Below are 26,824 nucleotides of genomic sequence, written 5' to 3' on the forward strand. Positions count from 1 at the left end.
CACAATAATAAAAGTAACAATGAGAAAAGTAACCACTTTATTATCAACCTTGGCGTTGGCAACTACTCTGGCTGCTCAAACCCTTCCGCAAACGGAACGGCAATACCTTTCCGGTCACGGATGTGATGATATGGTAGAATGGGACTTCTTCTGTACTGACGGACGCAATTCCGGCAAATGGACGAAGATCGGCGTACCGTCATGCTGGGAGTTGCAGGGCTTTGGCACCTATCAGTATGGAATCACCTTTTATGGCAAAGCATTCCCCGAAGGTATCGCCGATGAAAAAGGAATGTATAAGTACGAGTTTGAGGTCCCCGAGAAGTTCCGCGGGCAGCAGGTAAATCTGGTATTCGAGGCTTCGATGACAGATACCGAAGTTAAAGTAAACGGGCGTAAAGTCGGCTCGAAACATCAGGGAGCTTTCTATCGTTTTTCATACAATGTCACAGATTTCCTTAAGTATGGAAAAAAGAATCTGCTGGAAGTAACCGTTTCAAAGGAAAGCGAAAATGCCAGTGTGAATCTTGCCGAGCGACGTGCCGACTATTGGAATTTCGGAGGTATTTTCCGTCCGGTATTTCTAGAAGTAAAACCTGCGATTAATTTACGTCACATCGCCATCGATGCACAAATGGATGGTTCCTTCCGTGCCAATTGCTATACCAATCTGTCTAATGACGGAATGAGTATCCGGGCACAGATTCTGGATAATAAAGGCAAAAAACTAACTGAAACGACCGTAGCTGTAAAAGCAGGAGGAGACTGGACTTCTTTACAGCTCAATGTCTCTGATCCGGCTCTATGGACAGCCGAAACACCGAATCTTTATAAAGCTCAGTTTTCTTTGCTGGACAAAAACGGAAAAGTGCTGCACAACGAGACAGAAACATTCGGTTTTCGTACCATCGAAGTACGCGAAAGTGACGGATTATACGTAAACGGCGTACGCATTATGGTGCGTGGTGTCAATCGCCATAGCTTCCGTCCGGAAAGTGGCCGTACATTAAGTAAAGCGAAAAATATCGAAGATGTTCTTTTGATGAAAGACATGAATATGAACTCCGTCCGTCTGAGTCACTATCCGGCTGATCCGGAGTTTCTGGAAGCTTGTGATTCTTTGGGACTTTACGTGATGGATGAATTAGGAGGCTGGCATGGCAAATACGATACTCCGACCGGAGTACGCCTGATCGAAGGAATGATAGAGCGTGACGTTAACCACCCGTCTATTATTTGGTGGAGTAATGGTAATGAAAAAGGATGGAATACCGAACTCGATGGAGAATTTCACAAGTACGATCCGCAGAAACGTCCGGTGATTCACCCGCAAGGCAATTTCTCAGGTTTTGAAACCATGCATTACCGTTCTTACGGAGAAAGTCAGAACTATATGCGCTTGCCGGAAATCTTTATGCCGACAGAATTTCTCCACGGTTTGTATGATGGCGGTCATGGTGCCGGATTATACGACTATTGGGAAATGATGCGTAAACATCCCCGCTGTATCGGTGGTTTCCTTTGGGTACTGGCAGACGAAGGAGTGAAGCGTGTCGATATGGACGGATTCATTGATAATCAAGGAAATTTCGGCGCTGACGGTATTGTAGGGCCACATCATGAAAAGGAAGGCAGTTTCTACACAATCAAGCAGTTATGGAGTCCGGTACAAATCATGAATACTTCTGTCGACAAGCAGTTTGACGGTAAGTTCTCCGTAGAAAACCGTTATGATTTTCTGAATCTGAACACTTGCCGTTTCCTTTGGAAACAGGTGAAGTTCCCTACCGCAACAGATGCTTCTAATACAACTGCCCAAGTTCTGAAACAAGGGGAAGTACAAGGAAGTGATGTCGCAGCCCATTCGGCAGGTGTGCTGGATATTAAAACAACGATCCTTCCGGATGCCGATGCCCTTTTCCTCACAGCCATCGACCGATACGGTCATGAACTTTGGCGCTGGACTTTCCCTGTGAACAAACTGAATCAGGCTAATGAAGTGCTTTCTCCCTTATCTAAGAAGGTAACCTCTACAGAAACAGAAAATGAACTTACCGTAAAAGCGAAGAATCATACTTTCATTTTCTCAAAAAAAGACGGTCAGCTGAAAGGTGTATCCGTAAACAATCGCAAGATCAGCTTTGCCAACGGCCCTCGTTTCATCGGTGCCCGTCGTGCCGACCGCTCATTGGATCAGTTTTATAATCACGATGACGAAAAAGCGAAAGAAAAGGATCGTACCTACAGCGAATTCCCTGATGCTGCTGTATTCACGAAACTGGATGTAAAAGAAGACGGAGGCAATCTGATTGTTACTGCCAATTATAAACTGGGTAATCTGGATAAAGCGCAATGGACAATCAATCCAAGTGGAGAAGCGGTGCTGGATTATACCTACAATTTCTCCGGTGTGGTAGATTTAATGGGAATCTGCTTCGACTATCCCGAAGATCAAGTGATCAGTAAACGCTGGCTGGGAGCGGGGCCCTACCGTGTATGGCAGAACCGTATTCATGGCACGCAATACGATGTCTGGGAAAACGACTATAACGATCCTATTCCGGGTGAAACCTTCACATATCCCGAATTCAAAGGATATTTCGGCAGTGTTTCCTGGATGAACATCCGTACGAAAGAGGGTACTATCAGCCTGACCAATGAAACTCCGGATGCTTATATCGGAGTATATCAGCCGCGTGACGGTCGTGACCGCTTACTTTATACGCTTCCTGAAAGTGGAATTTCTGTCTTGAATGTGATTCCTCCTGTACGTAATAAAGTAAATTCGACTGATCTATGTGGCCCGTCATCGCAGCCAAAATGGGTGAATGGTCCGCAGAGCGGACGAATCATTTTCCGGTTTATGGAATAAATAAATGAAATAAAGAGGTACTCACATTGCGTTGGGTACCTTTTTTTGTAATTCAAGAATAGCCTCCAAAGCCTGTTCCGCTTTCTCTTCAGGCACAAAGATATGGTCATGATAATAGGCCGCCACCACATTAGCACTAATATTTTTTTCTGCCAGCTTGGCAGAAAAGGCAGCAGTCAGCCCCACCGCATCCAGACTTGAATGTACATTGAGAGTGATAAGTCTGTAAACGGACAGGTAATCTATCTTTTTGTCTACAGCATTTTTCGTGTCAAGAATGAAGGTTACACCCTCTTTCTCATGGAAAATCCCGATGGGGTTCAGCTCCCGCATTTGATCCCAATCGAGCGTTGGGAAAGAACAAAAAACAAAATCCCGCTCATCCAACACAGGCTCCATATTGGATAATAATAGTTCTAACTCTTTAATACCTGACATAAGTTCAACTGATGATAATTGCGCAAATATAGCAAATATAAAATGGTTTAAAAGAGTCATAAGTGAGGAATAATCATTATTTTTGTTTCGTTTTATAGATTCAGATTAACGAGTTCTTTCCTATGTACACAATACTAATTATAGAAGACGAACCCAGAGTGGCAAGTTTGCTGATGAACGGGCTGGAAGAAAATGGTTATCAGACCATGGTAGCTTATGACGGATTAATGGGGCTGCGGCTTTTTCAGGCACATACGTTCGATCTGGTTATATCTGATATTGTTCTGCCTAAGATGGACGGATTTGAGCTGACGAAAGAAATCCGTAAGTCCAATCCCCGTATTCCTATATTAATGTTGACGGCATTAGGATCAACGAACGATAAGCTGGATGGTTTCGATGCCGGTGCAGACGACTATATGGTGAAGCCCTTTGATTTCAGAGAGTTGAATGCCAGAATCAAAGTTCTATTGAAACGTGTCTCAGGAAATGTACCGGAATTGCCGCAGGAACTTGTTTATGCGGATCTGCGCATTGATCTTCAGCGGAAGGACGTAGAACGAAATAACGTTTCCATTAAACTTTCTCCGAAAGAATATAACCTGCTGTTATATATGGTCGAAAATGCCGAAAGAGTATTGAGCCGGGTAGAGATAGCGGAGAAAGTATGGAACACACATTTTGATACGGGAACCAACTTCATTGATGTATATATCAACTACCTTCGCAAAAAGATAGACCGTAACTTTGAACCGAAACTTATTCATACCAAAGCAGGGATGGGTTTCATACTGACTGACAAATTATGAAAATCCGGGCAACGCTGACTCTGCAATATGCGGGCATTACAGCTGCGGTATTCTTCGCATTTGTCATAGCTGTCTATTACGTAAGCGAGCATTCGCGCAGCAATGCTTTCTTTCGCAACCTGCAAAGTGAAGCTATAACCAAAGCCCACTTATTTCTTAATAATCAGGTAGATGCAAAAACGATGCAGTCTATTTACCTGAATAATCAGAAGTTTATTAATGAAGTAGAGGTAGCCGTCTATACTACAGATTTTAAAATACTATATCATGATGCCCTTCAAAACGACATAGTCAAGGAAACACCCGAAATGGTAAAACGTATTCTGAAACGAAAGAATATCAGTTTCTATGTGGACGAATATCAGGCAATAGGACTTGTGTATCCGTTTGAAGGACAAGACTACATTGTCACTGCCGCTGCCTATGATGGCTATGGATACGCTAACCGGGATGCACTGAGAAATATGCTCATTCTGTTATTTATCGGAGGATTGACCATGTTGGTGATTGTCGGTTATATCCTCTCCCGAAGCACCTTAAAGCCTATACGCAATATCGTGAAAGAAGCGGAGAAAATCACCGCTTCACATATCGACAAAAGACTGCCAGTGAAAAACGAACAGGACGAACTAGGAGAACTGAGTATTACATTCAATGCACTGCTGGAACGTTTGGAGAAGTCCTTCAATTCGCAAAAGATGTTTGTCAGCAATGTATCTCATGAATTACGTACACCTATGGCAGCCCTTACAGCCGAACTGGATCTGGCCCTGTTGAAAGAACGCACCTCCGGACAATATCAGGCAGCTATCGGCAATGCACTACAAGATTCCCGACGGATCATAAACCTGATCGACGGATTGCTGAATCTTGCAAAAGCCGACTATCAGTCGGAACAGATTACAATGGAAGAGGTCCGGTTGGATGAACTGTTGCTGGATGCCAGAGAATTAGTCTTAAAAGCCCATCCGGATTATCATATCGAATTAGTCTTTGAGCAGGAAGCTGAGGAAGATAACGTGCTGACCGTAATTGGAAACAGCTATCTGTTGACTACTGCCTTTGTGAATCTGGTAGAGAATAACTGCAAGTACTCTTCCAACCGGACTTCATCCGTCCTGATAGCTTATTGGGAACAATGGGCTATTATCCGCTTGTCTGATAATGGCGTAGGAATGTCCGATGCAGACAAAGAAAACCTGTTTAAACTGTTTTACCGGGGAGACAATAAGAATATAGCTCCCGGAAATGGTATAGGTATGGTTTTGACACAGAAAATCATCCACCTTCACAAAGGCGAACTTACCGTAGCTTCTCATAAGGACGAGGGAACTACCTTTGTGGTAAAACTCCCGCATATCTAAGAAACTCTAATAGTTTTCTAATACCACTCTAATCATTCTCTAACGGCTTCCTCCCGAAGTCCTCCTTACTTTTGCATCGAATTAATAAATGCAGTTAGTAACTTAAAAAAAATAGAGAGTATGGTTTGGAAGAAAAAACTGCGTTCATCACAGTACACATTCAATTCAGAGAGAGTATTTTTGGTTGCCACGCAACCCGGTAAGTCAATTTATTCCTGTTTGCAGACTACAAAGCTTGGACTAACGCTGAGAGAAGTACAGGAGCGACAATCCATTTATGGAAGAAACGAAGTCATCCATGAACAGAAAAAGAATCCGTTTATACTGTTTGTCAGAACGTTTATCAATCCTTTCATAGGCGTTCTGACAGGACTTGCCATCATATCCTTGTTTCTGGATGTGTTGATGGCTGAACCCGGAGAGCAAGAATGGGCAGGGGTAATCATTATTTCGTCCATGGTATTATTCAGTGCTATTCTTCGTTTTTGGCAGGAATGGAGAGCAAGTGAAGCTACAGATTCTTTAATGAGGATGGTAAAAAACACTTGTCTGGCAAAACGTGCCGGAGAACAGGAAGAAGAGATCGATATAACAGAACTCGTTCCGGGAGATATTGTGTACCTGGCAGCCGGTGATATGGTTCCTGCCGATATACGTATCATCGATTCAAAAGACTTGTTTATCAGTCAGGCTTCATTGACGGGTGAGTCCGAACCGATAGAAAAGTTTCCGGAAGTACGGGGACAACAGTTTCGTAAGGGAAGTGTTATAGAGTTGGATAATATCTGCTATATGGGCTCCAATGTGATTAGCGGTGCGGCAAAAGGAATTGTTTTTGAGACGGGGAATAAAACCTATCTGGGTACGATAGCCAAAAGTCTGGTCGGACATCGTGCCACTACAGCCTTTGATAAAGGTATCAGCAAGGTCAGCTTTTTATTGATTCGTTTTATGCTGGTCATGGTTCCGTTCGTGTTTTTCGTGAATGGTTTTACGAAAGGTGACTGGTTCGAAGCCTTCATTTTTGCCGTATCTGTGGCAGTCGGTCTTACTCCCGAAATGTTACCTATGATTGTGACGGCTAACCTGTCTAAAGGAGCAATCGCCATGTCCAAAAAGAAAACAATCGTAAAGAACCTCAATGCCATTCAGAATTTTGGAGCAATGGATATACTTTGTACTGATAAAACCGGCACATTGACTTGCGATAAAATTGTGTTGGAGAAGTATATCAATGCAGACGGCAGCGATGACAACAGTAAACGTATTCTTCGTCACGCGTACTTCAACAGTTATTTTCAGACCGGCTTGAGAAACCTGATGGATAAGGCAATCCTCTCTCATGTAAGAGAGTTGAATCTGGAACATTTGAAGGATGCCTATACCAAAGTCGATGAGATTCCTTTCGATTTTACACGCAGAAGGATGTCTGTCGTTATAGAAGACAGGCAAGGGAAGCGGCAAATTATTACCAAAGGAGCGGTAGAAGAGATTCTCGATGTCTGTTTGTATGCCGAGTTCGACGGAGAGATACATCCTTTGACTGACTCCTTGAAAATAAAAGCGCAAAAGATCAGTGAGGAAATGAACCGGCAAGGTATGAGAGTATTGGCGGTTTCCCAGAAAAGTTTCATCGAAAAAGAGTGTAATTTTGCCATCGAAGATGAGAAGGAAATGGTGTTGATCGGATATCTTGCTTTTCTTGATCCTCCCAAACCTTCTGCCGCTGAAGCCATCGAACAATTATATATGCATGGAGTAGCAGTCAAAATATTATCGGGAGACAATGATACCGTAGTGAAAGCTATTGCCCGTCAGGTGGGGATTGATATCGGGCACTCCCTTACCGGAATAGAAATGGAGGAAATGGATGAAACAACATTGAAAGAAACAGTAAAAGACACCACTTTATTCTCCAAACTCACTCCATTGCAGAAGACGCAAATAATCTCTCTGTTGCAGGAGCAAGGTAATACAGTTGGTTTTCTGGGAGATGGCATCAATGACGCAGGCGCCTTGCGTCAGTCAGATATTGGCATATCTGTCGATTCGGCAGTAGATATAGCAAAAGAAAGTGCGGATATCATCTTGCTGGAGAAGGATTTGATGGTATTGGAAGACGGCGTACTCGAAGGTAGAAAGACATTTGGTAATATCAATAAGTATATAAAGATGACTGCCAGTTCCAATTTTGGCAATATGTTCAGCGTGATGTTTGCAAGCGCCTTTCTGCCGTTCCTGCCCATGATGCCGATACATTTGCTGATTCAGAACCTATTATATGATATATCACAGACAACCATTCCATTCGACCGTATGGACCCGGAATTTCTGAAGAAACCGCGCAAATGGGATGCATCCGACCTGAGTCGCTTTATGATTTATATAGGGCCTATCAGTTCTATCTTTGATATTGCTACCTATCTGGTCATGTGGTATGTGTTCAGTTGTAACAGTCCCGAACATCAGACTTTGTTTCAGACCGGATGGTTTGTAGAAGGTTTGTTATCCCAAACATTGATTGTCCACATGATACGTACCCGTAAGATACCATTTATACAAAGCCGGGCCACGTGGCCTGTTATGGGGCTGACGTTCTTAATTATGGCAGTAGGCATTCTTATTCCTTTCACAGCTTTCGGACGTTCCATCGGCCTGACGGCTCTTCCTTTGGGTTATTTTCCCTGGCTGATTGGTATTTTGCTTTCCTATTGTATCCTGACGCAATTGGTAAAGAACTGGTATATCAGGAAGTTTGTACGTTGGCTATAGCATTCGGCCTGTTTATCCCACAAATTATGTATATATAATGTGAAATATCTAAAATTGAGACAGATAACCTGTCAAAAGTTCTTGCCTCTAAAAATAATTTCATACATTTAGAGGCAAGAACTCTTAAATGTTAGATTTACGAACATACTAATATTCAAACACAATGAAACACAGTTTATACTTTCTGATAATAATTACCTTGTTGTTTGCCGGATGCCGTCAAAAAGCCCAGAGTAATTTCCAGTCCGAATCTTCTGCACAAACAGAGGAAAGCAATCCCTCATTGGAAGAGTATGCTGAAGAAGCAGTCATTACAGGCAAAGTTCTAAACCGGGATTTCTATCCTCAGGAAAAGGAACTGACTCTCATTATCCCATTTTTCAGAGATATGGGAAATCAGTATCGTTCGCCCATACAAAAAGATGGTTCATTCTCTTTCCGCTTTCCGGTTTATGCCAAATTAAGGGAGGTTTCTATCCGCAACTATGCAGAACATCTTTATATCCACCCGGGAGACAGCATACATGTAGAAATAGACTTCAAAGATCTTTTTCATCCTAAAGTGACAGGTGATGCCGAAAAGCTTAATCAGGAGATATTGGCGTTCACTGAAAGTGCATATTACTATATACAGAATTACAATATGAAACCGGAATCAGACGTTAAGGATTTTGAGGCTGAATTAAAAAAGGATTATAATTTTCGTTTGGAACGTAGGAATGAGTATCTGGTGAAGTACAAGCCAATGGAAGATGTAGTACTGTTTACTGAAGAATTGCTGAAGCAGGATTATTATTATGCGCTGTTATTCAATGGTATGTCATACTTGTTTAAAACGAGAAAAGAGATGGACCGTTATCATACACTTTTACCTGAAATCAATAGACTATATACTAAAGGTATACTCTCGGCACGCTTATACGATGTTGCTGATGAAGCAGAAAGATATATTGCTTATGGGATCGCTTTCAGAGATAAAAAGAATCCTTCAATAGAAGAGATCATGGCTACAATGGGGGAGAGTGAGATGAATCAGTATTTATATACTAAGTTGATAGCCGGTTCTTTATGTACTAATGACACACTTGCTTTTCACGAAAAACGTACACAGTTTGACTCAATCGTTAAAATGTCACATCTACGTGCACAGGTGATGCAGATCTATAATCAGACCAAATCGTATCTAAAAAATCCACAGCCTGTTTCCGACAATTTATTATATGGCGAATTCCATGAGAACTCAAAGCATACAACACGTATGCCATACATGAAACCTGTCTATGATGTGCTCGAAAAGAATCGTGGAAAAGTGATTTATTTCGACTTTTGGGCCAGATGGTGTCCTCCTTGTCTGGCAGAAATGGAACCTTTAAAACAATTGCGCAGCAAATTCTCTACAGATGATTTGATTATATATTCCATTTGTGTGAGTGAACCCAAAGAACAATGGGAGGAATGCCTGAATGAGTATTCATTGAAAAACCGGGGAATTGAATGTGTTCATGTGACTGATTATTTGGGAATAGATAACTATCAGAAAATTCGTAAGCAATGGAAAATAGACAGGATGCCTTACTATGTATTAATAAATAGAAAGGGGCAGATTATTGATTTCGGAACTGCGGCACGTCCCAGTAATCCGCAGTTAGTATCCCGAATAGAAGAAGCGGTGAAATGAGACTTATTTTGTAGAAAGCAATACTGCCTAAGAAATTAAATAGTTTAATTTGAGCAAGGAGAATACTGTGAGTACAAAACAGTCCGTTTTTCGTCTTATCTATAAGTAAAAATATAGATTAGAATGAAAAGCCGACTGAAACAACAAATATTTGCAATCTCATTATTGGCATGCACTGCTATATCTCCTGCCAATGCTCTGCAAACACATTCACTTCGCGAACAATTCCAAAATCCGTCTGACGAAGCAAAGCCTTGGACTTTTTGGTACTGGATGTTTGGAGCCGTATCCAAAGAAGGGATTACGGCTGACTTGGAAGCAATGAAACGTGCTGGGCTGGGAGGTACTTATCTGATGCCTATCAAAGGTATCAAAGAAGGCCCACAATACAATGGAAAGGCGCAACAACTAACACCCGAATGGTGGGAAATGGTTCGTTTCAGCATGGAAGAAGCCGACCGCTTGGGATTAAAGTTAGGAATGCATATTTGTGATGGTTTCGCATTGGCTGGTGGTCCGTGGATGACTCCGAAAGAATCGATGCAAAAGGTAGTCTGGAGTGATACAATCGTTGATGGTGGCAAAATCAAAGGACTACACTTACCGCAACCGGAGGCATACGAAGGTTTTTATGAAGATATTTCTTTATTTGCCCTGCCTGTAAAAGAAGAAGCGGCAGACGTTATGCCGGCCAAAATAACCTGTGCCAATATAGCCACAGGAAATCATATTGACATCAAGAAGACTGTGAACATGGATGATGCCGGAGTCATCCGTTCATCATATCCCTGCTATATTCAATATGAATACGAACAGCCTTTCACCTGCCGCAATATTGAAATCATTCTAAGTGGCAATAATTATCAGGCGCACCGCTTGAAAGTGATGGCAAGTGATGATGGGATTAACTACCGTTTGGTGAAACAGCTCGTCCCTGCACGCCAGGGATGGCAGAATACAGATGAAAATTCCACTCATGCAATTCCTGCTACAACTGCCCGCTATTTCCGCTTCTACTGGACACCCGAAGGCAGTGAACCGGGAAGTGAAGATATGGATGCCGCAAAATGGAAACCAAATCTGAAAATCAAGGAACTGCGTCTGCACCGGGAAGCCCGACTGGATCAGTGGGAAGGTAAAGCTGGACTGGTATGGCGTGTAGCCCCTTCCACGAAGAAAGAAGAAATAGGGGAGCAAGATTGCTATGCCCTTTCACAGATTATCAACCTGACAGATCCCTTTAAAAATAGTCCGAGCGACAATTTTAAAGAAAGAACACTGACAACTACTCTCCCCAAAGGAAAGTGGAAACTACTCCGCATGGGACATACCGCCACCGGACATACGAACGCAACTGCCGGAGGAGGAAAAGGACTGGAATGCGATAAGTTTAATCCAAGAGCTGTTCGCAAGCAGTTCGACAACTGGTTTGCGCAAGCATTTGTAAAGACAAATCCGGACGTTGCCCACCGTGTATTAAAATACATGCACGTGGATAGTTGGGAATGCGGAAGCCAGAACTGGAGCAATACTTTTGCCACAGAATTCCGGAAACGCCGTGGATACGACCTGATGCCTTATTTACCATTGTTGGCAGGTATTCCGATGGAGAGTGCCGAACGAAGCGAAAAGATTCTGCGTGATGTCCGCACAACGATAGGTGAACTGGTCGTCGATGTTTTCTATCAAGTCTTGGCCGACTGTGCGAAAGAATATGATTGCCAGTTCTCAGCCGAATGCGTAGCGCCTACCATGGTAAGTGACGGATTACTGCATTATCAGAAAGTAGACCTTCCCATGGGAGAATTCTGGCTGAACAGCCCAACCCACGACAAACCGAATGATATGCTGGATGCCATCAGCGGAGCGCATATCTACGGCAAGAATATCATCCAGGCAGAAGGTTTCACGGAAGTACGCGGAACATGGAACGAACATCCGGGAATGTTGAAAGCCTTACTGGACCGCAACTATGCTTTAGGCATCAACCGCCTTTTCTTCCATGTATATGTCCATAATCCTTGGCTGGACCGCAAACCGGGAATGACTTTGGATGGTATCGGCCTTTTCTTCCAGCGTGACCAGACGTGGTGGAATAAGGGTGCAAAGGCTTTCTGTGAATACATCACCCGTTGCCAATCATTGCTGCAATACGGGCATCCGGTGGCGGATATTGCAGTTTTTACAGGAGAAGAGATGCCAAGACGTTCGATATTGCCGGAACGTTTAGTTCCTTCTTTACCGGGCATCTTCGGTGCAGAGCGGGTGGAAAGCGAACGAATCCGTTTGGCAAACGAAGGACAACCCTTACGTGTGCGTCCTGTAGGCGTAACACATTCCGCCAATATGGCTGATCCTGAAAAGTGGGTAAATCCACTTCGAGGATATGCTTATGACAGCTTTAACAAAGACGCGTTACTCCGTTTGGCTAAAGCGGAAAACGGCAGGATGACATTACCGGGTGGAGCCAGTTACAAAGTGTTAGTATTACCACTTCCACGTCCGATGAATCCGGACCCCGCAGAACTGTCTCCGGAAGTAAAACAAAAGATAAATGAACTGAAAGAAGCAGGCATACTGATTCCTTCTCTTCCATATAAAGAAGATGATTTCTCCTCATACGGTCTGGAACGTGATCTGATCGTACCGGAAAACATTGCCTGGACACATCGGCAAGGAGAACAGGGGGATATTTATTTTATCGCCAACCAACTGGAAGAAACACGTACATTTACCGCCAGTATGCGCATCGACGGCAGAAAGCCGGAATGCTGGAATCCGGTGACGGGTGAGATTAACGCTGACATTCCTTACGAACAAAAAAGCCATCGTACGGAAATCACTTTAACATTAGCTCCGAATGAGTCTGTCTTCATCGTATACCCTGCAGAAGAAGATGATAAGGAAACTTCGGAAAAAGAGCGCAAGGAAAAGAAGGATTCGGTAAAAGAAGCTTCGGAGACAGGCTTGGAAGCAACAGAATATACCGTGACTTTTACAGCAAACGGTAAGACTATCCAAAGACAGGAACTCTTTGACTGGAGCAAAGAAGAAGATGAGCAAATACGCTATTACTCCGGAACAGCAGTGTATAAAACAACATTCCGCTGGAAAAGTAAAGTGAAAGAAGACCAACAAGTATATCTGAATCTGGGAAAAGTATGTGATCTGGCTACTGTTCGTGTGAACGGCATAGATTGCGGAACGATATGGACAGCTCCTTATCGGGCTGATATTACGGCAGCCTTAAAGAAAGGTGTGAATGAACTGGAAATTGAAGTAACCAATACTTGGGCGAATGCACTCAAAGGAGCCGATGAAGGAAAAGCTCCTTTCGATGAAATATGGACGAATGCCAAATACCGGAGAGCAGAAAACACCCTGCTTCCTGCAGGATTGCTCGGACCTTTGAATTTTGATGTAGCGAATAAAAACAAATAAGAATGAAAAGTTCAGGAATTAAAACAAGCACAGTATTAGCAAGCTTTCTGCTCGCTGCCTGCCTGTCAATGCGTGCGGAAGTGAAACTGCCCGCTATTTTCTCTGACGGCATGGTGATGCAGCAACAAACCAATGCCAACCTTTGGGGAACGGCAACTCCGAACAAGAAAGTAACAGTCACTACCGGCTGGAACGGAAAACAATATGCAGTAACAGCAGACAAGAACGGTTCATGGAAACTTTCAGTCTCCACTCCGGAAGCCGGCGGACCGTATACCATCACTTTCGACGATGGAACCCAAAAGACACTGAATAATATTCTGATAGGCGAATTATGGCTGTGCTCCGGTCAGAGCAACATGGAAATGCCGATGAAAGGATTCAAGAACCAACCTGTAGAGAATGCCAATATGGATATTCTTCGCAGCAAAAATCCTCATATCCGCCTGTTTACGGTAAAACGAACTTCTACCATTACCCCTCAGAACAACGTAGTCGGTTCATGGAAAGAAGCGGCTCCGGTCAGTGTCCGTGATTTCAGTGCGACGGCCTATTATTTCGGAAGACTGGTCAATGAAATATTAGAAGTTCCGGTAGGACTCGTAGTAGCGGCATGGGGCGGTTCTGCTTGTGAGGCATGGATGACTGCCGATTGGCTGAAAGCATTTCCGGATGCAAAGATACCTCAATCGGAAGCTGATATCAAATCGAAAAACCGTACCCCGACCGTACTCTATAATGGTATGTTGCATCCATTGATCGGCATGACCATGAAAGGAGTGATCTGGTATCAGGGAGAAGATAACTGGAATCGTGCCCATACCTATGCGGATATGTTTACCACATTGATTAACGGTTGGCGTGCCGAATGGAAACAAGGTGATTTTCCTTTCTACTATTGTCAGATAGCTCCTTATGACTATGGTATTATCACTGAAAAAGGTAAAGAGGTGATTAATTCTGCTTATCTACGGGAAGCACAGGCAAAGGTAGAACATCGTGTGTCTAACAGCGGTATGGCTGTACTGCTGGATGCTGGAATGGAAAAGGGAATTCATCCCGCAAAGAAACAGGCTGCCGGAGAGCGTCTGGCACTCCTTGCACTGACAAAGACGTACGGAATAGAGGGAGTAAACGGAGAAAGCCCTTATTACAAAAGTATTGAAATCAAGAATGACACTATTGTCGTCAGCTTTGAACGTGCGAATATGTGGATCAGCGGTAAAAACTGTTTTGAATCGAAAAACTTTCAGGTGGCAGGTGAAGACAAAGTATTCTACCCGGCGAAAGCATGGATCGAACGCAGCAAAATGCTAGTAAAAAGTGATAAAGTTCCGCATCCGGTAGCTGTCCGCTATGGATTTGAGAATTATGTGGAAGGAGATGTATATTGTGATGGGCTGCCGTTGGGGTCTTTCCGTTCGGACGACTGGTAATTTGAAAATATGAAGAGATTTTATCTGGCTATAGCAATGATATTCGTTGGCGTGTCGGTTCTTTGGAGCCAGCATGCCAATGTCGTTTGGGATACTCCCAGCCGGAATTCCTCCGAATCGATGCCATGCGGCGGGGGAGATATCGGCATGAATGTATGGGTAGAAGAGGGGGATATACTGTTTTATCTGAGCAGAAGCGGTACGTTCGATGAAAACAACTGTCAGTTGAAGCAGGGACGTTTTCGTCTCCGGTTATCTCCCAATCCTTTTGAAGACGCAAAGGATTTCCGGCAGGAATTAAAGCTGATCGACGGTTATGTTGAAATCTCCGCCGAAGGGACACAAGTACAACTCTGGGCAGATGTCTTTCATCCGGTAGTACACATCGAAGTGGTTAATGACCGGTCTTTGCAGGCGGAAATCTTTTATGAAAACTGGAGATACCAGGATCGGCTGATCAGAAAAGGAGAGGGGCAGCAATGTTCCTATAAGTGGGCTCCTCCAAAAGGAACGATGACGCATGCCGACTTCATTTCATTGGAGAATTCATCCGAAAAGGATAGTAAACGCCTTTTGTTTTATCATCGTAATGCGGAAGAGACAGTGTTTGACGTGGCAGTTGCCCAGCAAGGGATGAATGAAGTGAAGTCGCAGATGATGAATCCTCTTAAAAATCTGACTTTCGGAGGGTATCTGTCAGGAGAGAATTTGGAATATATAGGCACTTCAGACAGTGTATATGCCGGAACTGATTACCGCGCCTGGGGATTTCGTTCTCTGAAAGCTTCTAAAAAGCATCATTTCTCAGTTGTGTTACACACAGAACAGACGGAAACCGTCACCCAATGGGAGCAAGGTCTGAAAACAGCCTGGCAACGAATTGCCCCACAAGGAAAGATATCGTCTAAAGTGGTATCACAGGATAAAAAACAAACCCGCCTATGGTGGAATGCTTTCTGGCAACGGAGTTTTATCGAAACGATCGGTGAAACCGAAAACAAGGAGAACAGCAAAGTAGAAAAAGAAACTGGAAATAAAGAAAAGAGCGACGCGAAAGATGCATTGAAGGAAATCACCCGAAACTACACTCTTTTCCGCTATATGCTGGGCTGCAATGCTTATGGCAGTGTCCCTACCAAATTCAACGGTGGTTTATTCACCTTCGATCCCTGCCACATAGACGAGAAGCAGGCATTCACTCCTGACTACCGAAAGTGGGGAGGAGGAACGATGACTGCACAGAATCAGCGTCTTGTCTACTGGCCGATGCTGAAAAGCGGTGACTTCGACATGATGCCTTCCCAATTCAATTTCTATAACCGGATGTTGAAGAATGCGGAACTCCGCAGCCATGTATATTGGCAACACGAGGGAGCCTGCTTCTGTGAACAGATAGAAAACTTCGGCTTACCCAATCCCGCAGAATATGGTTTCAAACGTCCGGCTTGGTTTGACAAAGGACTGGAATACAATGCGTGGCTGGAATATGAATGGGATACTATTCTTGAATTTTGCCAGATGATTCTGGAAACGAAGAATTATGCCGGTGCCGACATAACTCCGTATTTGCCTTTGATTGAAAGTTCGCTGACCTTTTTCGACGAACATTATCGGCTACTCGCTTCCCGTCGGGGACGCAAAGCACTGGATGGTGACGGACACCTGATACTGTTCCCCGGCTCTGCCTGCGAAACTTACAAGATGACCAACAACGCCAGCAGCACCATCGCCGCACTGCGAACTGTATTGGAGACTTACATCAAGGTTTGCAACAACGAAAAGTGGCAAAAGATGCTGGAAACAATTCCTCCGGTTCCATTACGCTATATCGAAGTCAAGGATTCTCTTAATCTTCAGACTTCTACCATGACTCCGGCATGGAAACAAACGATTTCTCCCGCCAAAAGCTGGGAACGAATCAACAATATAGAGACACCACAACTCTACCCGGTTTTTCCCTGGCGCATCTACGGAGTAGGCAAGGAAAATCTGGAAATAGCTCGTGATACGTATTTCTATGACCCCGACGCACTCAAATTCCGCTCCCACACCGGATGGAAGCAAGACAACATCTGGGCAGCCTGTCTGGGGCTGACCGAAGAAGCCAAAAGCCTTTCTCTGGCAAAGCTATCAGATGGTCCCCACCGTTTTCCTGCCTTCTGGGGACCGGGATATGACTGGACACCCGACCACAACTGGGGAGGTAGCGGCATGATAGGACTTCAGGAGATGCTCTTACAAACGAATGGAACACAAATACTTCTGTTCCCCGCCTGGCCCAAAGAATGGAACGTCCATTTCAAACTCCATGCTCCGGGCAATACGACGGTAGAAGCAACTTTAAAAGACGGAAAAGTAACAATCCTAAAGGTGTCACCGGAAAGCAGAAAGAAAGACATTGTTATAATGATAGAAAAATAAAAAAAAAAGAATACATAAATAAAAAGCACTATGAATAAAAGACCGTTTTTAATCTTATCCCTATTTCTACTGCTATTCTCCTTCGATGGGCAGGCAGCAGATACTTACCGTCCCGAAACATCGGTTGCCGGATTTATTCCGCTTCCCGATTGCGGGCGACAAGTATATAACTTCAATCCGGGATGGCGATTCTTCAAAGGCGATATCCGGGGGGCGGAAGCTGTAAATTTTGACGATTGTTCCTGGGAGGTCGTTTCTACTCCTCACACAGTGGAACTGATGCCCGCCGAAGGCAGTGGTTGCCGCAATTATCAGGGTCCTGCGTGGTATCGCAAGCATTTTGTAGTTCCCACCGCGACGAAAGGACAGCGTGTACTCCTTCATTTTGAAGCGGCAATGGGAAAGCAAGTACTTTACCTGAACGGCAAACGTGTCCAGGAACATCTTGGAGGTTATCTGCCTTTCACACTGGACTTGACGGCAAACAGCGTACAAGCCGGAGACTCCTGCCTCCTTGCCGTCTATACCGACAACAGCAACGATAAATCATACCCTCCCGGAAAGCCCCAATACACACTGGATTTTGCTTATCATGGAGGTATCTATCGTGATGTATGGATGATTGCCAAATCTCCGGTTGCCATTACCGATGCCATCGACTCCCGCACAGTTGGCGGTGGCGGCGTATTCGTTCACTTTGACAAGATCAGCGAAAAGAGCGCACAAGTATATGTAGAAACGGAGATTCAGAACGATAATACCCGTTCGGAATCCGTCACTATAGAAACGACCCTTACAGATGCCGAAGGCAACGTTATCAAACGTACGTCCGGCAAACTTTCTCTGAACTCCGGAGAAAAGAAATCAATCCGTCAGCAGATGGAAGTGAGGAATCCGAAACTCTGGTCACCGGATGCTCCTTATCTATATAGAGTACAATCCCGCATAAAGAAAGGAAACCGTTCCATTGACGGAGGAACGACCCGTATCGGTATCCGCCTGGCGGAATTTCGTGGCAAGGAGGGTTTCTGGCTGAATGGAAAACCTTTCGGACAATTAGTCGGAGCCAATCGTCATCAGGACTTCGCATACGTAGGCAATGCTCTTCCCAATTCACAGCAATGGCGTGATGCAAAGCGTCTGCGTGATGCAGGATGTACCATCATCCGTGTAGCGCATTACCCGCAGGACCCATCCTTTATGGATGCCTGTGATGAACTCGGCTTGTTTGTCATCGTCGCTACTCCTGGCTGGCAATACTGGAACAAAGACCCGAAATTCGGAGAACTGGTTCATCAGAATACCCGTGAGATGATTCGTCGTGACCGCAATCATCCTTCCGTGCTGATGTGGGAACCCATTCTGAATGAGACTCGCTATCCGCTCGACTTTGCACTGAAGGCACTTGAAATTACGAAGGAAGAATATCCGTATCCGGGACGTCCAATAGCCGCTGCCGATGTGCATTCTGCCGGTGTAAAGGAACATTACGATGTAGTCTACGGCTGGCCGGGTGATGACGAAAAGGAGGACAAACCGGAACAATGCATCTTCACCCGTGAATTCGGAGAAAACGTAGATGACTGGTATGCCCACAACAACAATAACCGTGCAAGCCGCAGTTGGGGTGAACGTCCGCTGCTGATACAGGCACTTTCTCTGGCTAAAAGTTATGATGAGATGTACCGCACTACCGGTCAGTTTATCGGTGGCACACAGTGGCATCCATTCGATCACCAGCGTGGTTATCACCCCGATCCATACTGGGGAGGCATTTATGACGCTTTCCGTCAGAAAAAGTATGCGTATGAAATGTTCCGCAGCCAATCTCCGGCAAGCCTCCAACATCCGTTGGCAGAATGCGGACCGATGATATTCCTTGCTCATGAAATGTCACAATTCTCCGATAAGGATGTAGTGGTATTCAGTAACTGTGACTCCATCCGCCTTTCTATCTACGATGGAACAAAAACATGGACCAAACCTGTGGTACATGCCAAAGGGCATATGCCGAACGCACCTGTCATCTTCGAAAATGTATGGGATTTCTGGGAAGCGCGCGGATACAGTTATACTCAAAAGAACTGGCAGAAAGTAAATATGGTTGCCGAAGGTATTATCGACGGGAAAGTAGTATGCACACAAAAGAAAATGCCTTCCCGCCGGTCTACCAAACTTCGCTTGTATGCAGATACTCAAAAAGTAAACTTGGTAGCGGACGGTTCGGATTTTATAGTAGTAGTTGCCGAAGTGACGGACGATAGCGGAAACGTTCGTCGTCTGGCAAAGGAAAATATCGTATTCACGGTAGAAGGGGAAGGAGAAATCATTGGTGACGCAAGGATCGGCGCCAACCCTCGTGCCGTAGAATTCGGTTCGGCTCCTCTGCTGATCCGTTCCACACGAAAAGCCGGGAAGATTAAAGTGAAAGCTCATGTACAATTTGAAGGGACTCAGGCTCCGACTGCCGCTGAAATGGAATTTGAAAGTGTTCCTGCGGAGCTTCCTTTCTGTTATGACGAGAAGTACTGTATTAGTCAGGACACACCCTCATTAACTGTAAAAGCTACTTCATTCGAGAATGCAACCGACGGCAAAGTGCAACTAACAGAAGAAGAACGACAACGGGTGTTGGATGAAGTGGAACGGCAACAAACTGAATTTGGAATAGAAAAGTGAGCTTGGTCGAAACTGAATGACAGATCAATATGCTTCATTCTTTCAGACCTGAGTTATATCGAACACAGGCTATTAGCAAAAATGAATAAGCTAATAGCTAATCTGGTTTTGCTAATAGCTAATTCAGTTTTGCTAATAGCTAATTTTTGGCTTGCTGACACCTTAATTTCGGGACTTCAAAATCCAGTAAAGTCTAAAAGTCCATATTAGGTTTTTCAAAAATGCATAAATGAAGAAAATAAGTTCTCACGGAAAGGGAATAATGGTGATATATATATACATAAACCTTAAACAGGCTCTGTTTTTATATCCTATCATGAAATATTTCCCGAACATAGTGGGAACCGGTAGCAAGAATCGTGTTTCTAAAAAAGCAAATAGGCGTTACAAAGCTTATAGATGAGTTTTTATAGGTTTATTTACCCCTTTTGTTCTTTTTGAAAAGCCTAATACTGGATTTTTAGACTTTACTGGAATTTGAGAATGAAAAATGAGGTAGTTTAGATCGAAATACAGCATTTAATGTAAGTACTTAAATATGACATTCGCTTTTGTTGAATCTTTGCTTCGGATCATTGCTTTGGGGCTGTTTCCAGTTCAGCTTTAGCACTGAAATTCTCGCGAAATTTCAATGAATATCTTCGATGATAAAAAAGATAAGTTATAAAATTCAGTTTCTTTTTTAAAGATAAAATAGTATCTTTGATGCAAGATTCATTTCCACTAATACAATATACAATGAAGAAACACTTCTTTTTTATATTTATGTTTCTCTTGATGACGAGAATCTGTGCTTTTGCCTACCCTAACATGATTGTTGAACATTATACGGCCGAACGAGGCTTACCCAATAATATCGTCAATTGTACACTGAAAGGGCAGGACGGATTTGTATGGTTTGGTACCTGGTACGGACTATGCAGTTTCGACGGTACCAAATTCCGTTCCTATGATAATCATGACGGATTCTACTCCGCAGATATTCCTCCCCGTAAGATTCAGCGTATTGTAGAAGACAAGAACGGATACCTTTGGATCAAGACTATCGACCGCAAACTCTATCTGTTTGATAAGAAACATGAAAGTTTCCACGCAGTGTATGACGATGTAAAAGAGTACTCTGAAAACATTCAGATTATCAAGATACAGACGACAGATGACGGAGACGTACTGCTGCTGACCAAAGATAAAAGCCTGCTGCGTGCAAATACAGACCAGAACGGTAAAATCACCATGAAGCAGTTGCACGATTCGCGTCCCAATGTCAACGTCTACGACTTACGCCTCAAGCATAATGTGTTTTGTGAAACTGCCGAGTTTATCAATTGGATCGGTATGGACTATCAGATTCTTTCATTAAGAAAAGGAGAGGCTCTGAAAGATAAGCCTGTCGACTTTATTCAAAAGAAAGTTTCTGCCAATCCGGACCAGTTCACTTGTGCTTCCTACAGTTCCAAATTCTTATGGCTGGGAGATAAGAACGGACATATTTATAGCGTCGATCCGCAAAATGGAGTAGTCAACCGCTACGAAATACCGGAGATTGATCAACCGATTTCCAATATACTGGTCACTGAATCAGGATTAATGTATATCACCACCGTTGATGGTGCGTATGAATATAACATAGGCTACAAACAACTGACCAAACTACCGTTCTCCATCGCAGGGAAAAAAGTAGGAATGATATTCAATGACAAGTATGACAAAATTTGGTTTCAGGAAGGTAATGAGGCATTGACGTACTATGATCCTCTGAACAAAAGCAATCATCGCTTTCCTTTCCCCAAACAAAATGCCATCGGTAACTTTGAAAAGCAGGATGCCGGTGAACAGGGTATGTTTTTCCTCACCCCCGGTGGAGAAATTCTGCTCTTCGACAGGGAGAAACTGGAAATGACCCGTATCAATCAACTGAAACCTTTTTCCGACGACCTTCCCGATCAGCTCTTCTTTCATCTGTTGCTGGATAAAGACGGTATTCTTTGGCTGGCATCTACAGGCAGCGGAGTATACAAGGTTAACTTTCCCAAGAAGCAATTTCAACTGCTGACAGAAGTTTCTCCTGTCCCTGTAGACACAGAAAGAGCGACCTCTTGGAATCAGGGGATACGTGCACTGTATCAGGCTAAGAATGGAGACATCTGGGTCGGTACCCGTTGGCAGGCACTTTATCGTCTGGATAGCAACGGGCAGATAAAACAGGTTTTTACGGATCAGAATTATCTGATAGGCGCCGTATATCATATCATGGAAGATAAAGAAGGAAACTTGTGGTTTTCCACTAAGGGAAACGGACTTGTCAAAGCCGAACCGGATATGAACTCACCACATGGTCTGCGTTTTACCCGCTATAAGAATGATCCCAAGAATCCGAATTCTATCAGTAACAATGATGTGTATTTCACTTATCAGGATAGTCAGGAGCGTATCTGGGTCGGTCTGTTGGGCGGAGGGCTGAACTTGATTTCCGAAGAAAACGGGACACTTGTATTCAAGCATAAATACAACGGACTGAAACAATATCCCGCTTATGGTCTGTATATGGAAGTCCGTACAATGACAGAAGATGAAGACGGGCGTATCTGGGTAGGTACGATGGATGGTCTGATGTCTTTTGACGGACATTTTACGACTCCCGAACAGATTCAGTTTGAGACGTACCGACAGATCAGCGATCGTTCTAATGTGGCAGACAATGACATTTATGTACTATATAAAGACAGTGATTCGCAAATTTGGGTGAGTGTATTCGGCGGAGGTCTGAATAAGCTGGTCCGCTATGACAAAGAAAAACGTGAACCGATATTCAAGTCATATGGCATACGTGAAGGAATGAATAACGATGTGGTCAAGTCCATCGTGGAAGATAAAAACGGAAATTTGTGGTTTACTACCGAGATTGGTCTGTCCTGCTTTAATAAGGCGACAGAGCAGTTCCGTAACTACGACAAATACGATGGTTTCCTGAATGTTGAACTGGAAGAAGGCAGTGCGTTGCGTGCATTGAACGGAGACTTATGGCTTGGTTCGCGACAGGGAATTCTGACATTCTCTCCTGATAAACTGGAGACACAACATACCAACTATGACACCCGTATCGTAGACTTTAAAGTATCCAATCGTAATCTGCGAAGTTTGAACGACTGTCCGATTCAGGAGTCTATCACATACACCGATGCACTTCAATTGAAGTATAATCAGTCTATGTTCACAATCGAATTTGCCGCATTAAATTTCTACAATCAGAATCGCGTATCTTATCGTTACATACTCGAAGGGTATGAGAAGGAATGGCACTATAACGGCAAAAACCGTATTGCTTCTTATACCAATGTTCCTCCCGGAGACTACGTATTCCGTGTAGAAACGATGGATGAAGCTAATCCGGAACTTGTATCCACATGTACATTGGCTGTCACCATTCTTCCGCCGTGGTGGCTGAGTTGGTGGGCCACTCTTATCTATGTAATCCTTGGCATCGCGGCCCTCTATTTCGGTCTGCGCCTGGCCTTCTTCATGATTAAGATGAAGAACGACATTTATATCGAGCAGAAAGTCTCGGAAATGAAAATCAAGTTCTTCACCAATATTTCTCATGAGCTTCGTACTCCTCTGACACTGATAAAAGGACCGATACAAGAACTGAAGGAGCGGGAAGAACTGTCTCCGAAAGGACTGCAATACGTGGACCTGATGGAAAAGAATACGAACCAAATGTTACAACTGGTCAATCAGATTCTTGATTTCCGAAAGATTCAGAATGGCAAGATGCGTCTGCACGTATCATTGATTGATTTCAATGAAATGATAGCTTCCTTCCAAAAAGAATTCCGTGTACTTTCGGAGGAAAATGAAATCAGTTTCACATTCCAACTGCCGGACGAACCGATTATGGTATGGGCAGATAAGGACAAACTGAGTATTGTTATCCGCAACGTCATATCGAATGCGTTCAAATTTACTCCTTCCGGTGGAAGTATTTATGTAACTACCGGATTGACAGATGATGGAAAATCCTGCTATGTACGGGTAGAAGACAACGGTGTCGGCATTCCGCAAAATAAGCTGAGTGAAATTTTCGAGCGTTTCTCACAAGGAGAGAATGCGAATAATCCACATTATCAGGGTACGGGCATCGGACTGGCACTTTCCAAAGAAATAGTAAACCTGCATCACGGTATCATCCGTGCCGAAAGTCCGGAAGGGCAGGGGGCCGTGTTTATTGTAGAGCTATTGCTGGACAAGGACCATTATCGTCCGTCGGAAGTAGACTTCTATGTCAGTGATACGGAAACTGCTCCTGCCGCTACAGACAAGAAGATGGTTATCGATTCAGAAAAGGAACCGGAGGAGGAACTGGAAATTGATGCTTCATTACCGACTCTTCTGCTGGTAGAGGATAATAAAGACCTGTGCCAGCTGATAAAACTGCAATTGGAAGATAAATTCAACATCCATATAGCCAATAACGGCGTAGAAGGGCTGAAGAAAGTGCATCTGTATCATCCGGACATCGTAGTGACCGATCAGATGATGCCGGAAATGGACGGACTGGAAATGCTGCAATCTATCCGGAAGGATTTTCAGATCAGCCATATCCCTGTTATTATTCTGACAGCCAAGAACGATGAAGGTGCCAAGACCAAAGCGATCACTCTGGGTGCGAACGCATATATAACCAAACCATTCAGCAAAGAGTATCTGTTGGCACGGATCGATCAGTTGCTCGGCGAACGGAAACTGTTCCGCGAACGTATCCGCCAGCAAATGGAGAACCAGACGACAACGGAAGAAGACAGCTACGAACAATATCTGGTGAAGAAAGATGTGCAGTTCCTTGAAAAGATACACCAAGTGATCGAGGAAAACATGGACGACAGTGATTTCAATATTGATACGATCGCTTCCGGCATCGGACTGAGCCGTTCGGCATTCTTCAAAAAGCTGAAAAGCCTTACCGGACTGGCACCTGTCGACCTGGTAAAGGAGATTCGCCTGAATAAATCGATCGAACTGATTAAAAATACGGATTTGAGTGTTTCGGAAGTGGCGTTTGCTGTCGGATTCAAAGATTCGGGCTACTATAGCAAGTGTTTCCGCAAAAAATATAATCAGACTCCCCGTGAATATATGAATGAATGGCGGAAAGGATAGAAAGACCGATTACAAAATACTTTCTTAATCGTCTTTTTTTAAAACCTATTAAGATTCGGAAGAATGAACAAGATTAAGAAAGTATTATCAGCATGGATGTTGGTTGCCTGTGTGCTACCTGTGGCAGCCCAATATCCGGTGATCCCCGACTCGGTAAAAGAAAGAGGAGCAAAACAAGAGGCAGAGTTCGAACAGAAATCAAATGCGGCATGGGAAAAAGCCTTGCCAACAGTTTTGGAAGAAGCAAGGTTAGGAAGACCTTACAAACCTTGGGCCTCCAAACCGGAGGATTTGATAAAAAGTAATATTCCGGCTTTCCCCGGCGCGGAAGGTGGTGGTATGTACACTCCCGGCGGTCGTGGAGGCAAAGTGATTGTGGTAACTTCCCTGGAAGATTCCGGTCCCGGCACATTCCGCGAAGCCTGTGAAACCGGTGGTGCACGTGTTATCGTATTTAATGTGTCAGGTATTATTCGCCTGAAAAGCCCGATCAGTGTACGTGCCCCTTATGTAACGATTGCCGGACAGACAGCACCGGGAGACGGTATCTGCGTGACCGGTCATTCTTTCCTGATCGATACTCATGATGTAGTGATTCGCCATATGCGTTTCCGTCGGGGGGCACAGGATGTTGCTTTCCGTGATGATGCAGTAGGAGGAAATGCAGTCGGCAATATTATAATAGACCACTGTTCGGCAAGCTGGGGACTGGATGAAAATATGTCTATCTATCGCCACGTCTACAACAGGGATGAAACCGGGCACGGACTGAAGTTGCCTACTGTGAACATTACCATTCAGAATTCGATGTTCTCGGAAGCATTGGATACTTATAATCATGCGTTTGGCGCCACTATCGGAGGACATAATAGTATGTTCTGCCGTAATCTTTTCGCTTCCAATATCAGTCGTAACAGTTCGGTGGGTATGGACGGAGACTTTAACTTCGTAAACAATGTTGTCTTCAACTGGTGGAACCGTTCTGTCGACGGAGGAGATAACAAGAGTTTTTATAATATAATCAATAACTATTTTAAGCCCGGTCCTATCACCCCGTTGGATAAGCCTATCTCTTATCGTATATTGAAACCGGAAGCCGGACGCGATAAAAGCAAACCGATGTCCTTCGGAAAAGCTTATGTAAACGGTAACATCGTTCACGGAAATGCTAAAGTGACAAAAGATAACTGGGATGGCGGAGTTCAGCTTGCCAGTGAAGTGGATGAAGGAAAGTTCTTACCGCAAATCAGAGTGGACGAAGCATTCAAAATGTCGCCCGTGACGATTATGGATACCAAAAAAGCTTATAACTTTGTATTGGATAATGTAGGTGCTACTCTCCCGAAACGGGATGCGGTAGACGCACGCGTCATCAAGACTGTACAGACAGGAAAAGCGATTTATGCGAAAGACGCTCCGGAATTTGTCTCTCCTTATGTGAAAAGACGCTTGCCGGCAGACTCTTACAAACAAGGCATCATCACCGATATCCGTCAGGTGGGCGGACTTCCTGAGTACAAAGGAGAAGCATATCTTGATTCGGATGGTGACGGTATGCCGGACGCATGGGAAGTTGCCAACGGACTGAATCCGAACGATCCGACTGATGCAAAGGAGGACTGTAATGGAGATGGCTATACCAATATCGAGAAATATATCAATGGGCTGGATACAAAGAAGAAAATAGACTGGACAGATCTGAAGAACAACTACGATACCTTATCCAAACGGAAAAGTCTGTTTTAATCGTATGATTT

Annotated in this window: 12 protein-coding genes; 11 read left to right on the plus strand and 1 reads right to left on the minus strand. The window is 44.0% G+C overall.

Features of this window, described 5'->3' with window-relative positions; genetic code table 11:
* Nucleotides 1-19: 19 nt before the first annotated feature.
* Nucleotides 20-2,872: a glycoside hydrolase family 2 protein gene (locus ACHLI0_RS01650; RefSeq protein ID WP_413554769.1), complete on the plus strand. Its 2,853-nt coding sequence runs from the start codon at nt 20-22 to the stop codon at nt 2,870-2,872.
* A 21-nt stretch (nt 2,873-2,893) separates the two neighbouring features.
* Here the strand turns inward: ACHLI0_RS01650 and ACHLI0_RS01655 are convergent, their stop codons facing one another.
* Nucleotides 2,894-3,310, minus strand: coding sequence for an ACT domain-containing protein (locus ACHLI0_RS01655; protein WP_032840993.1), 417 nt, complete (start codon nt 3,308-3,310; stop codon nt 2,894-2,896).
* A 122-nt stretch (nt 3,311-3,432) separates the two neighbouring features.
* On the opposite strand from ACHLI0_RS01655, the gene ACHLI0_RS01660 reads away from it, so the two are divergent.
* From ACHLI0_RS01660 to ACHLI0_RS01705, 10 genes are all read left to right on the plus strand, one after another.
* Nucleotides 3,433-4,119 (plus strand): response regulator transcription factor, encoded by a 687-nt coding sequence (locus ACHLI0_RS01660; RefSeq protein ID WP_008765779.1) that lies wholly within the window; start codon nt 3,433-3,435, stop codon nt 4,117-4,119.
* Nucleotides 4,116-5,483: a sensor histidine kinase gene (locus ACHLI0_RS01665; RefSeq protein ID WP_490748315.1), complete on the plus strand. Its 1,368-nt coding sequence runs from the start codon at nt 4,116-4,118 to the stop codon at nt 5,481-5,483. The genes ACHLI0_RS01660 and ACHLI0_RS01665 overlap by 4 nt, the downstream gene beginning before the upstream one ends.
* 120 nt (nt 5,484-5,603) lie before the next feature.
* Nucleotides 5,604-8,255, plus strand: a complete 2,652-nt coding sequence (mgtA, locus tag ACHLI0_RS01670; protein ID WP_490748316.1) for a magnesium-translocating P-type ATPase — start codon at nt 5,604-5,606, stop codon at nt 8,253-8,255.
* A gap of 163 nt (nt 8,256-8,418) precedes the next feature.
* Nucleotides 8,419-9,933, plus strand: a complete 1,515-nt coding sequence (locus tag ACHLI0_RS01675; protein WP_055217792.1) for a TlpA family protein disulfide reductase — start codon at nt 8,419-8,421, stop codon at nt 9,931-9,933.
* Between the two features lie 156 nt (nt 9,934-10,089).
* Nucleotides 10,090-13,374 carry a glycosyl hydrolase gene (locus ACHLI0_RS01680; protein ID WP_490749544.1) on the plus strand — a complete coding sequence of 1,095 codons (3,285 nt, stop codon included), beginning with the start codon at nt 10,090-10,092 and terminating at the stop codon, nt 13,372-13,374.
* A gap of 2 nt (nt 13,375-13,376) precedes the next feature.
* A complete protein-coding gene (locus tag ACHLI0_RS01685) occupies nt 13,377-14,810 on the plus strand; it encodes a sialate O-acetylesterase (protein ID WP_490748317.1) in 1,434 nt (477 codons plus the stop codon).
* A 9-nt stretch (nt 14,811-14,819) separates the two neighbouring features.
* Nucleotides 14,820-17,231, plus strand: a complete 2,412-nt coding sequence (locus ACHLI0_RS01690; RefSeq protein WP_490748318.1) for a DUF5703 domain-containing protein — start codon at nt 14,820-14,822, stop codon at nt 17,229-17,231.
* 30 nt (nt 17,232-17,261) lie between these two features.
* Nucleotides 17,262-19,910 (plus strand): glycoside hydrolase family 2 protein, encoded by a 2,649-nt coding sequence (locus ACHLI0_RS01695; protein WP_490748319.1) that lies wholly within the window; start codon nt 17,262-17,264, stop codon nt 19,908-19,910.
* Nucleotides 19,911-20,648: 738 nt separating this feature from the next.
* The gene (locus ACHLI0_RS01700) at nt 20,649-25,067 is read left to right on the plus strand and encodes a hybrid sensor histidine kinase/response regulator transcription factor (protein ID WP_490748320.1); all 4,419 of its coding nucleotides are present in this window, start codon (nt 20,649-20,651) and stop codon (nt 25,065-25,067) included.
* Between the two features lie 63 nt (nt 25,068-25,130).
* Nucleotides 25,131-26,813: a polysaccharide lyase gene (locus ACHLI0_RS01705; protein ID WP_258972795.1), complete on the plus strand. Its 1,683-nt coding sequence runs from the start codon at nt 25,131-25,133 to the stop codon at nt 26,811-26,813.
* Nucleotides 26,814-26,824: the final 11 nt, after the last annotated feature.

The organism is Bacteroides sp. RCH18 (assembly GCF_058231005.1).